Consider the following 11,859-nt stretch of genomic DNA (forward strand, 5'->3'; position numbering starts at 1 on the left):
GTATCGAGACGCTTGCGTCTCGATGAATCCGGATCTACAGTTCATCCGTTTGCTGTCCGAATTGACGGAAAAAAGGGGCCGAGCCATGGCTGCCGGGATACGCGGGATACGAAGAACTCGTCCTGCAGGACCGGGGGCGACGGCTACCCCCAGACCGCCGCTCCTGCGCGAGCTGCTGCTGGTCACCGCGCTCTTCCTCGTCTACAAGTTCGGCCGGCTCTTCGCCAACGGCCACGAGACCCGCGCCTTCCACAACGCCGACCGCGTGTGGGACGCCGAGCGTGCCGTGCACCTGCCCGGTGAGGGCGCCGTCCAGGCGCTGCTGCTGCACGGTGAGGGCCTGATCCGTGCCGCCAACACCTACTACGCGGCGGTCCACTTCCCGGCCACGATCGTCTTCCTCGGCTGGCTCTACTGGCGCCGGCCCGCCCATTACGTCTGGTCGCGCCGGGTCCTCGCCCTGCTCACCGCCGCCGCCCTCGCGCTGCACCTGCTGATGCCGCTCGCGCCGCCGCGGATGCTGGCCGCGTCCGGCCTCGTCGACACCGCCCGGGTCTACGGCCCCTCCGTGTACGGCGTGACACCGGAGACGGACTCGATGGCGAACCAGTTCGCGGCGATGCCCTCGCTCCACTTCGGCTGGGCCCTGATGGTCGCGATCGGCCTGATCATGGCCACCCGGTCCCGCTGGCGCGCGTTCTGGCTGCTGCACCCGCTGCTCACACTGCTGGTCATCGTCGGCACCGCCAACCACTACTGGTTCGACGCCCTGGCCGCCACCGTCCTCCTCGCGCTCGCGCTGCTCCTCGTACCGGCGCCGCAGCACCGGCGGCACCACGGCGATCCGGATCCGTCCGCCCCGCTCGCGCCGCTGACCCCGGCCACCGCCGCCGCGACCGCCGGAGCCCTGCGATGAACGCCGCCGCCGGGACCGTCGTCGCGGTCCTCCTGTCCCTCGTCTCCGCCGCCGGGTACGCCCTCGCCGCCGTCGCCCAGTCGCGGCTCGCGTCCGCCTCCACCGGCGGCCGGGGCGCCCTGCGCCGACTGCTCGGCCGCCCCCAGTGGTGGTGGGCGGTGGGTCTCAACGCCGGCGGCGCGCTCGCCCATGTCGCCGCTCTGCACTACGGGCCGCTCACCCTCGTCCAGCCGCTCGGCGCGCTGACGCTGGTGGCGGCGCTGCCCATCGGCGCGTACGGAGCGCGGCGGCGGGTCAGCCGGGCCGAGTGGCGCGGAGCGCTGTGGACCCTGGCGGGCCTGGTCGGGCTCGTCGCGGTGACCGGCCCCGTCGCGCCCGACGAGGCCCTGGACCTGCGCGAGGCCCTCGTCGTCACCGTCGTCACGCTGCTCCTGATCGGGGTGCTGGCCCACCGGTCCCGCGCCCGGATGGGCACGGGTGCGCGGGGCCAGGGCCTCGGGCACGCGACCGCGTCCGGCGTGGCCTCCGGGGTCGGCTCGGCACTGACCCAGACCCTGACCGCCGCACTCGCCCGTGACCTCCCGGGCGGGCCGTCGGGCTGGGGGCAGACGGCGGTGCTCGCGGTCCTGATCGCCGCCTTCGCGGTGGGCGGGCTGCTGCTCTCGCAGGCCGCGTACCGTGGCGGCCTCGCCGCGCCGCTCGCGGTGGTCAACATCGCCAACCCGGCCGCCGCCGCCGTCATCGGCGTGGCGCTGCTCGGGGAGACCTTCCGGGCCGGCGCCTGGGGCTGGCTCGTCGCCGCCGGCGCCGCCCTGGTCGCGGCGCGGGGGGTGCTGCTGCTGACCACGGGGCTCGGGACGGAGGCCGGCACCGCCCAGGCGGTCGCCGAGGGGCAGACCGCGGTCGCGGCGGCGGGGCCGGCCGAGGTCCCGGCGCCCGGCTCCGGGCCAGGGCACGGGACCGCACCCGGCCTCGGCGCGGTGACCGCGGGCGCGACCGGAGTCGAGGCCGGAGGCGCGGCCGGGGCCGGATGGATGCCCTCGCCCCGGCGGAACGCGCCCGCCGACCCGGCCCCGTCGCCGCCCGTGGCCGACCCCCGTCCCGTACCGGAGCACCTGCCCGTACGGGACGACCGGGGCGTTCCTGACGTGCTCCCCGAGCCCGCCCGCTGAGCGCCCGACCCCCACGACGCGGAAGCCGCGGCCGACAACGGCCGCGGCTTCCGCGCACATGCACCCGGAGGCTTCGCGTCAGTAGTCGATGCGGTCCGACTTCGCCAGCCAGGCGTCGAACGGCTCCGTGCGGTTCGGCAGCTCCACGCGCTCGACCGGCATCGGCCACAGCGACGAGTCCTTCTTGTCGAACAGGTCGTAGAAGCGGCGGTCGTCGAAGCCGGCGACCGCGGCGTCGTCCCGGTCGGCGGCGAAGATCACGCGGTCGACCCGCGCCCAGAGCGCCGAGGAGAGACACATCGGACACGGCTCGCACGACGTGACCAGGACGCAGCCTTCGAGCGAGAAGGTGTTCAGCTCCTTGCAGGCCGCGCGGATGGCGCTCACCTCGGCGTGCGCCGTCGGGTCGAGATTCGACGTGACCTGGTTGTTGCCGAGCGCGACGATCTCGCCGTCCTTGGCGATCAGGGCACCGAAGGGGCCGCCGCCGTTCGCGACGCTGTCGGTGGCCAGCCGGATCGCCCTTTCCATCCAGGCGCGCTCGGACTCGTGGACGCTGACTTCCTGGGTGTGCGTGGTCACGGGTGACTCCTTCTGGAGAGGGTGGGGATGGGGTCGGGCGGCGCGGGTGCCGGCGGCGGCACCCGCTGGTGATCGGCGGGGCGGGCGGCCCGCGACGAAGGGGCCCGGAGCGACCGGGTGGTGTTCAGGTGGACGGTGCCGCCGTGGCGGCTCGCGCCCGGGGGCAGGCGGCGTGAAAGAGGGTGGCGGCGTGGCTGACGCCTGCGGGGGTGTGCGCCTCTCCGTAGGGGCCGGTGGCGGGGGCGTGCGGACGCGGAGCGCCCGCCGTGATCGAGGCCGCTCCCGGTCCGAGGGCGCCCCGCTCACGTGGGAGGGTGTCGGCTCGGGCTTCGGCGGTGCGCTTCGGCCTCGTGTTCCCGGTGGGGCGGACTCGTAGCGTCTCGGCCATGACCTCCTCCCCCCGTCCGGCAGTGTTTCCACGTTGTTGCAACGTGCTTCGTCCCGTTCCAACCTGTCCGAGGAGTACACATCCGACCGGGCGGAGTGAGCTAGGAGCGGAAGACATGAAAGCGCCCTCCGGCTGAAACTCGCTCTTTGTAGACTTCTCCAAGAGGCGGCTCCGGCCTGCGGCTTTGATCAGCCCTTCACGCTCCCGTGACATGCCCCGACCGGGTGGGCAAGGTGCTGGAGGCGGGTCGGCGGACCGATGGAGGGGACTCGCGCGCCCGTCTCGCCTCCCGGGCCCCGTCCGCCTCGGCCCGTCACTTCGGCCCCCGGGCCCGAGCCCCGCGTCACGAACCGGCCGCCCGGCGGTGGCGGGCGGCCGGAAAGCGACTTCCACCACCGGGTGAAGGCGGCCGGAAAGCGACGGGACGGGAACGGGACCGCGCATCGGCGGCACTATGCTCGCCCGGCCAGGACCTCCCCCGCGCCCCCGACGAAGGGATCCCCATGACCCTCCGCGTCTCCCCCGCCTCCCTCCAGGACTGGGCGCTCGTGCGCGAGTGGGCCGCGGCGGAGGGCTGGAACCCCGGGGCGGCCGACGCGGTGGCGTTCTTCGCGCAGGACCCCGAGGGGTTCTTCCTGGGCCGGATCGACGGCGAGCCCGAGCCCGTCTCCGCGATCTCGGTGGTCAACTACAGCGACGACTACGCCTTCCTGGGGTTCTATCTCGTACGCCCCGAATTCCGCGGCCTCGGCCACGGCCTCGCCACCTGGCGGGCCGCGCTCGCCCACGCGGGCGGTCGCACGGTGGGGCTCGACGGGGTGCCGGACCAGCAGGACAACTACCGCCGCTCGGGCTTCACGCTCGCGTACCGTTCCGCCCGCTATGTCGGTGAAGTACCGCTTCCCGACCGGCCGGTGACGGGTGTGACGGCCGCGGAACGAGTGGATCCGGCCGTCCTCGCCGCGTACGACAACGCCTGCCATCCGGCCGACCGGCCGCGCTTCCTCACCCCGTGGCTCACCACGCCGGGCCACCGGGCCCTGGTCCGGGTCGTGGACGGCCGCGCGACCGGCTACGGGGTCGTGCGTCCCGCCGAGGCGGAGGCCCGGATCGGCCCGCTGTTCGCCGACACCCCCGCCGACGCGGCCGCCCTCCTCGACGCCCTCGCCGCCGAGGCCCGCGCCTTCGGCGCGCCGCGGATCGCCGTCGACATCCCCGGGGCCAACCCGGCCGCGGCCCGGCTCGCCGAGGCCCGCGGTCTCGAGCCGACCTTCGAGACGGCCCGGATGTACACGGGCCCGATCCGCCCCGTCGCGCAGCGGCGCGTCTTCGGCGTGACGACCCTCGAACTGGGCTGACCGTCCGGCGGACACCGCCTCCGTACGCCCCGGCGGTCGCACCCGGGCCCCCACCCCCGGCTCGCGAAGCGGTCCCCGACGGCTCATGGGGGCGCGCGACGGCCGCCCGGCCGACCCTCACCGCCCCCCGCCGCACCGCCACTTCACCCCTCCCCACCCCTCCCCCTCCCTCCCCCGAGGGGTGACAAGGGTTTTCCCCGTATCGAGTTCACTTCGGCGTTCCCTACTGTCTGCCGCATCGGCAGATCACTCCCCACCACCTCCTGTCAGGTGCATGAGAACGAGTGGGTAATGTTCGCCGGTGGCGGCCTTGACCCCGGCCGTCGCGCCGGTGGCGGCGCACGGGCCCCCACGCCCAGGGAACGACGGATCGCGACCCCACTTCGCCCCGACGGTTCCCGCGCCGCCGCCACTGCTCCACCCACGTCGTACTCGAAAGGGCCCACCTTGAACGGTTCCAGGCGGAGAGTCATATCCGTGGTGGTAGCGAGCGCCGCGATCCTCGGCGCCGCTGCCACCACCTCCGGGGCGTTCGCCGCCGTCCCGGCCGCACCCTCCCCGAAGCCGGCCCCGGCTTCCCAGGCGATGACCGCGCTTCCCAGCGCTCCCGTCGAGAAGGTCATCGTCACCTACAAGTCCTCGTCCGCCGAGGCCGGCTCCAACGCCGCCGTGAAGAGCGACACGGCCGACAAGGCCGTGAAGACCGGTGAGAAGCTCTCCTTCGAGCGCCGCCTGGCCGGCGGTGCCGCGCTGGTGAACCTCGGTGGCTCCGCGAGCAAGCAGGACGTCGCCGAGGTCATGGCCGCCTTCAAGGCCGACCCGCAGGTCGCCTCCGTCGAGCCCGACATCCGGGCCTACGCGATGGCCGTGACCCCGAACGACACCGACTACGCCAAGCAGTGGGACCTCTTCGAGGCCACCGGCGGCATGAACGTCCCCACCGCCTGGGACAAGACGACCGGTTCCGGCGTCACCGTCGCCGTCATCGACACGGGCTACGCCGCCCACTCGGACCTGGCGGCCAACGTCATCTCCGGTTACGACTTCATCTCCACGTCCGCCGACGCCCGCGACGGCAACGGCCGTGACGCGGACGCCAAGGACGAGGGCGACTGGAACGCCACCGACGGCGAGTGCGGCACCGGTTCCAAGGCCTCGAACTCCTCCTGGCACGGCACCCACGTGGCCGGCACCATCGCCGGCGTCACGAACAACACCAAGGGCATCGCGGGCATCGCGTACAACGCGAAGATCCAGCCCGTGCGCGTGCTCGGCAAGTGCGGCGGCTCGTCCGCCGACATCGCCGACGCGATCACCTGGGCCTCCGGCGGCACCGTGCCGGGCGTCCCGGTCAACCCGACCCCGGCCAAGGTCATCAACATGAGCCTGGGCGGCGCCAGCGCCAGCTGCCCGAGCGTCTACCAGACCGCGATCAACGGCGCCGTCTCGCGCGGTACCACCGTCGTCGTCGCCGCGGGCAACAGCAACGCCAACGCGTCCGGCTTCACGCCCGCGAACTGCTCGAACGTCATCACCGTGGCGTCGACCAGCCGCGAGGGCAACCGGTCGTACTACTCCAACTACGGCACCATCGTGGATGTCGCGGCCCCCGGCGGCGAGACCCGTCGCTCGACCGACACCCCCGGCACCGTGACCACGCCCGAGAACGGCATCTACTCCACGCTGAACTCCGGCACGACGGTCCAGTCGACCGAGAACTACAAGCCCTACCAGGGCACCTCGATGGCGGCCCCGCACATCGCCGGTCTCGCCGCCCTGCTGAAGTCGGCCAAGTCGACCCTGACCCCGGCCGAGATCGAGTCCGCGATCAAGACGAACGCCCGCCCGCTGCCCGGCACCTGCACCGGCGGCTGCGGCACTGGCATCGCGGACGCCGCCAAGACGGTGAACGCGGTCACCACCACGACCCCGCCGGCCGGCAACGTCTTCACGAACGCGACCGACGTGGCCATCGCGGACAACACCACCGTGACCTCCTCGATCGCCGTCACCGGCCTCGCCGGCAACGCCCCCGCCACCCTCAAGGTCGGCGTGGACATCAAGCACACCTGGCGCGGGGACCTGGTCATCGACCTGATCGCCCCCGACGGCACGGTGCGCAACCTGAAGGCCTCCTCCTCGTCGGACAGCGCCGACAACGTCCTCGCCACCTACACGGTGGACGCGTCGAGCGAGCTCGCCAACGGCACCTGGAAGCTCCAGGTCCGCGATGTGGCCTCGGGTGACACCGGCTACATCGACTCGTGGAGCCTGACCTTCTGATCGGCCGCTGATTCACTTTCGAATCGCGCTCGAACCACCCCCCACACCAGCATCGTTGCTGGTCAGCGAAGCGCCCGTGGTCTACACCACGGGCGCTTCCGTGTGCCGGTCACCCGCCGGACACGCACGGTTCACCGGGGTGTGCTGTCCGTATGCCGGACACAAGGCCTGGACTGGGGCGATCAGCTCCGTATTCTCTGCGCAACGGGGCTCATGGGCCGGGCCCCGAGCGCGGGAGGGTGGTGGACAGATGACGACAGCGCCGCTGAGCCCTGCGCCAGTGGGCCGGGAGGAACTCCTCGCCCGACTCGAACGCGTCCTGCAGGCACGGGGGCGCGCGTTGCTCACCGGTCCGGCCGGAGTCGGCAAGACCGAGGTGGCCGTGGCCGCCGCCGCCCGCGCCGAGGCGCGCGGCGAGACCGTCCTGTGGCTGGCCACCCTGCCCGCCGACCGCGACATACCCGGCTCGGCAGCCGCCGCCCTGGTCGCCTCGGTGGCGGCCACCATCACCTGGGCCGCCGCCCCGGCCTCCGCCACCGCCGGTCCGCGGCCCCCCGCGGCCCCGGACGAGAGCGCTGCGACGGACCGGACCGCGAAGGACGCCGGTCCGACTCCGGCCGACTCCGCCGGCCACCCCATCGGCGGCCGCTCCTTCGGTCTCGGGGCGACCGGCATCGACGCCCCCGAGGGCGACGTCCTCGCCGCCTCCCTGCCCGCCCAGCGCACCCCTGCCGGGCCGGCCTCCCCATGCCCCCACGGGCACGACGACGCCGCTGCCGGGCTCGGCCTGGGCGTCATGACCTCCGGGGTGTTCGACGGGCTGCCGGGCCCGCAGCGCGCCGCCGTCGCCATGCTCTGCCGTGAGGCGCCGCCGCAGGACGCGGGTTGGGACCCGATCGCGCTGCGGCTCGGGATCGCCGGCATCCTGCGGGCGCTGACCGCCCGCGGGCCCGCGCTGCTCGTCGTCGACGGAGTGCAGCACATGGACCCGGACAGCGCCGATCTGCTCCGTTTCGCCGTGCACCTCGCGCCGGCCGCCCTGCGGGTCATCTCCGTCGAGACGCCGGAGGCGTACACGGCGTACGGCACGCGGGACCCGCACGACACCCGGCTGTGGGTGCCGTCGGAGGCGGACGTGCTGCTGGTGCCGCCGCTGCACGCCGACGAGATCGCCGAGCTCCTCATCCACCACCGGCTGCCGTCCCGGATGGCCGGCCGCATCCACAAGGCGAGCGGCGGCAATCCGCGGCTCGCCCTCGCCGTGGGCCGCTCGCTCGCCGACGCCCGGACCCCGGTGCACCACGCGGAGGCGCTGACCCTGTCCGGGCGGGCCCGGGACCTGGCGCGGCAGCTGCTGGGCGCGGCGCCGCCCGACGTGCGCGAGACGCTGCTCCTGGCGGCGCTCGCGCTGCGGCCGACCGCGACCCTGGTGCGCCGGGCCGGGCGGCCCGACGCGGAGGCGGACCTCGCGGCGGCGGAGCGGGCCGGCCTGGTGTCGCTCGCCGAGGACGGCACGGTCGCCTTCACCGCGGGGCTGCTGCCGTCGACGCTGGTGCACGACGCCTGCTGGGCCGAACGCAGCGCGGGCCACGCGGCGCTGGCGCGGGTCGTGGACGATCCGGTGGAGGCGGTCCGCCACCGGGCGCTCGCCACGGACGCGCCGCAGGAGGAGCTGGCCGCCGAGGTCGCCGAGGCGGCGGACCTCGCCCGGCGGCGGGGCAACAGCGTGCTCGCCGCCGAACTCGCCCTGCTCGCGGCCGAATCGACGCCCGGCGCGCACGGACAGCGGCGGATCGCCCGTCTCGTGGACGCCGCGGAGGAGGCGGCCCGGGCGGCGCGAGCCGATCTGGCGATGCGTGCGGCGACCGATCTGCTGGCCCGGGACGCGGCGCCGGCCGACCGGGTACGGGCGCGGCTCGCGGTGCTCGACACGGCGGGGCAGGGGCTGACCGGGCTCGACGAGATGTACGTGCACGCGATGGAGGACTCCGAGGGCGACACGGCGCTGCGGGCAGCCGTACAGCTCCGGCTGGCCGTCAAGTACGTGCTGGCCGACGGCGATCCGGCGCGTTCACGGGCGGCCGCGATGGAGTCCGCGGCGCTCGCCGCGTCGATGGGGGATCCGCGTACGGCGGCGCAGGCCCTGACCGTACAGGCCCGGATGGAGCGGGCGCTCGGCTCGACGGACGCGGACGCGGTGCTCGCGCAGGCCCGGGCACTGGAGACGGCCGAGCGGCCGGCCGGGATCCGTAACGCCGCCCAGATCCTGACGATCCGTCACGCCTTGTTCGACGGGCGGCTCGCGGACGCCCGGGCACAGCTCAACGCGCTGCTGCCGCTGGTGCAGCGGCGCGGTTCGGTGGAGGACGCGATCGAGCTGCTGAGCACGCTCGCGGAGATCGAGTCGCGGGTCGGCCCGTGCCCCGCGGCGCTGGCGCACGCCGGGCAGTCGCTCGGGCTGACCCTGGAGGCAGGGCTCTCGCCCGGGCCCGCCTGGTACGCACTGGCACTCGCGGAGACCGCCGGCGGCAGCTTCGCCCGGGCGGCCAGTTACGCGCGGCGGAGCGTGCAGGCCTCGGAGGAGGAGGGCGACCGGGTCTTCCTGTCGCGCAGCCTGTACGCGCTCGGCCGGGTCCAGCTGGTCAACGGGGACGTCGCCGCGGCCCTGGAGACGCTGCGCCGGGTCGAGGCCAACGAGCGCGCCCAGTCGACGGTGGATCCGTCGATGCTGCGCTGGCACGAGGAGCTGGCGGAGGCGCTGCTCGCGCACGACGAGGTGGAGGAGGCCCTGGCGGTCCTGGCGGCGGTCCGCCCGGTGGGCGAACGCCTGGGCCGCACGACGGTGCTGCTCGGCTGCGACCGGGCGTACGCCCTGTGCCTCGCGGCGGAGGGCCGGACGGACGAGGCCGCGGAGCTGCTCGCGGGGACGGCGGGCCGGTTCGCGGACGCCGGACTGCCGCTGGAGCAGGGCCGGGCGCTGATGTCGCTCGCCCGCGTGGAGCGGCGCCGGCGGCGGCGCTCGGCGGCGCAGGCCGCGCTGCAGTCCGCGGCCGCGGTGTTCGAGCGCGTCGGGGCGGCGCCGTGGCTCGCGCTGACGAGCGAGACGCCGGCCGGTCCGGCGGGCGACGTGGGCCCGGTGGGCGAGGACGCGCTGCCGGCCCTGTCCACGCTGACGGAGGCGGAGCTGCGCCTGGCCCGTCTGGTGGGGCAGGGCGCCAGCAACCAGGAGGCGGCGGCGAAGCTGTACCTGAGCGTGAAGACGGTCGAGGCGCGACTGACGCGCATCTACCAGAAGCTCGACGTCCGCTCGCGGGCGCAGCTCGCCACCGCACTCCGGCCGTAGGAGCCCCGTCGGGGTGCCTGCGGCACCCGGGGTCTCAGACGGTGAACGGACGCTGTCCCAGGAAGGCCTCCGTCGGGGAACCGGTGGTGTAGAGGTTGGGGCTCTGGGAGGGCGGCAGTTCGCGTTGGATGGCGCGGTGGAAGGTGCGGTAGTCGCCCTGGAAGACACCGTTGTTCCATACGCCGAGAAGCGCCCCGGTGAAGGCGCCGTTGACGTCTCCGTCGGCGGCGACCTGGTTGTCCTGGCAGGCGGAGACGAGGATCACCGGGGGCCCGTGTCCGTTGCCGGAGGGGGTCGCGGCCTTGGCGAGCGAACGCTGGAGGTCGTCGTAGAAGTCCCGGTCCTGCTCGTACAGCTCGATCTGCTTCGGTTCGGGCACGAACCGTCCGGACACGGCGGGGGCGCCGGGCAGCTCGATGTTGGTGCCGCTGTGGCAGCAGTCGGCGAGATCGAAGATGCGGACGCCGGAGTCGAAGCGCAGGAACTCCTGGTGGAGCTCGTCGTCCAGGAACTGGCGGTCGTAGAACACGAGGGTCTCGTCGCGCCGGTCGGGTTCGTTGTCGTCCCCCGTGACGTTCGGGACCTGGCCGCCGTGGCCCGAATAGGTGAAGAGCAGGATGTCGCCGGCGGCGAGCCGTTCGGCCGCCGCGCGCAGTTCGGCGGTGATCCGGTCGACGGTGCCCTCCTCGGTGAGCAGCACGGTGTCCGAGAAGCCGGCGGCGCGAGCCAGCCGTGCCATGTCGCGGGCGTCGTTCTCGCAGGCCACCAGGGTGCCGTCCCAGCCGCCGTAGCGGTCGGGGTCGACGCGGTTCAGTCCGACGTGCAGAGAGATTCCGGTGGGCATGGGGTGCCTCCTTGGACGGGTGGAGGGGGCACCGGGGGGCGTCTGTTCGAGTGGCCTACGGGTCCGGTGCCGTGGGCAGCCCTCCCCCGCGCGGTACTTACATCGTATGAACACAAGCGACTTCCGGCACGACCAGTTCGGCGACCGCACCGGCTACGACGAGAACTTCCTCGGCCCGACGGTGCCGCTGGCGCTGCCGGCCCGTGCGTCGGTGAAGACGGTGGTCCTGCCCTACACGCACTTCACCGTCGTCTTCCGACCCGACCGGCGGCTCGCCGCCTCGACCGCCGTCTGCATCGAGGGGCGGGAACTCCTCGAGGACGTGCCGCGCGACGACGTGTGGCTGTTCGACCCGCGACTGCCCCGCGAGCAGCAGGCGGGCGACGACATCTACCGGAACAACAGCCTGGACCGCGGCCATCTGGTGCGCCGGCTCGACCCGGTGTGGGGCGCGGCGGCGGTGGCGGGCCGGGCGAACACGGACACCTTCCACTTCACCAACGCGGCGCCGCAGGCCGACGTGTTCAACCAGGGCAAGCAGCTGTGGCAGGGCCTGGAGAACTACCTCCTGGACCACGCGGCCGAGTACGACCGCAAGCTGACGGTGTTCACGGGGCCGGTGCTGCAGGACTCCGACCCGCCCTACCGGGGCATCCAGGTGCCGCTGCGCTTCTGGAAGGTGGCCGCGTTCATGCAGGACGGGGCGCTGGCGGCGACGGCGTACGTGCTCGACCAGAGCCCGGACCTGAGCCGGGACGCGGACCGGGCGCTCGCCGGGGCCACGGCGGGCGCGCCGCCGCCGCTGGGCCCGTTCCGCACCTACCAGGTGCCGGTCTCGGACGTCGCGGAGATCACCGAGCTGGAGTTCGGGCCACTGCCGGACGTGGACCTGATGCCTCCGACGCGCGCGCCGGAGGAGCGCTGGCGGCGCCTGGAGTCGTACGACGACATCATGATGACGACGTGACCCGAG

Annotated in this window: 8 protein-coding genes; 6 read left to right on the forward strand and 2 right to left on the reverse strand. The window is 74.1% G+C overall.

The features are described 5' to 3' along the window. Window positions 1-85: 85 nt before the first annotated feature. Together AB0M16_RS26100 and AB0M16_RS26105 are read left to right on the forward strand one after the other, a co-directional pair. Window positions 86-916, forward strand: coding sequence for a phosphatase PAP2 family protein (locus AB0M16_RS26100; RefSeq protein WP_365346930.1), 831 nt, complete (start codon window positions 86-88; stop codon window positions 914-916). Next, window positions 913-2,088 (forward strand): DMT family transporter, encoded by a 1,176-nt coding sequence (locus AB0M16_RS26105; protein WP_365346932.1) that lies wholly within the window; start codon window positions 913-915, stop codon window positions 2,086-2,088. The genes AB0M16_RS26100 and AB0M16_RS26105 overlap by 4 nt, the downstream gene beginning before the upstream one ends. A 78-nt stretch (window positions 2,089-2,166) precedes the next feature. Here AB0M16_RS26105 and AB0M16_RS26110 read toward each other — a convergent pair whose 3' ends face one another. Beyond that, the gene (locus AB0M16_RS26110) at window positions 2,167-2,670 is read right to left on the reverse strand and encodes a nucleoside deaminase (RefSeq protein WP_365346934.1); all 504 of its coding nucleotides are present in this window, start codon (window positions 2,668-2,670) and stop codon (window positions 2,167-2,169) included. Between the two features lie 891 nt (window positions 2,671-3,561). On the opposite strand from AB0M16_RS26110, the gene AB0M16_RS26115 reads away from it, so the two are divergent. The 3 genes from AB0M16_RS26115 (at window position 3,562) to AB0M16_RS26125 (ending at window position 10,042) form a co-directional block, all read left to right on the forward strand. Further along, the gene (locus tag AB0M16_RS26115; RefSeq protein WP_365346936.1) at window positions 3,562-4,416 is read left to right on the forward strand and encodes a GNAT family N-acetyltransferase; all 855 of its coding nucleotides are present in this window, start codon (window positions 3,562-3,564) and stop codon (window positions 4,414-4,416) included. A gap of 585 nt (window positions 4,417-5,001) precedes the next feature. After that, entirely contained in the window at window positions 5,002-6,699 is a 1,698-nt protein-coding gene (locus tag AB0M16_RS26120; RefSeq protein WP_365347089.1) for a S8 family serine peptidase, read from the forward strand. Window positions 6,700-6,949: 250 nt separating this feature from the next. After that, entirely contained in the window at window positions 6,950-10,042 is a 3,093-nt protein-coding gene (locus tag AB0M16_RS26125) for an AAA family ATPase (RefSeq protein WP_365346937.1), read from the forward strand. A 34-nt stretch (window positions 10,043-10,076) separates the two neighbouring features. Here the strand turns inward: AB0M16_RS26125 and AB0M16_RS26130 are convergent, their stop codons facing one another. Next, window positions 10,077-10,886, reverse strand: a complete 810-nt coding sequence (locus tag AB0M16_RS26130) for a caspase family protein (RefSeq protein ID WP_365346939.1) — start codon at window positions 10,884-10,886, stop codon at window positions 10,077-10,079. Window positions 10,887-10,992: 106 nt separating this feature from the next. Between AB0M16_RS26130 and AB0M16_RS26135 the strand changes: the two genes are divergently transcribed. Beyond that, window positions 10,993-11,853 carry a DNA/RNA non-specific endonuclease gene (locus tag AB0M16_RS26135; RefSeq protein WP_365346941.1) on the forward strand — a complete coding sequence of 287 codons (861 nt, stop codon included), beginning with the start codon at window positions 10,993-10,995 and terminating at the stop codon, window positions 11,851-11,853. Window positions 11,854-11,859: the final 6 nt, after the last annotated feature.

Source organism: Streptomyces sp. NPDC051921 (genome assembly GCF_040680975.1).
Taxonomy (GTDB): domain Bacteria; phylum Actinomycetota; class Actinomycetes; order Streptomycetales; family Streptomycetaceae; genus Streptomyces.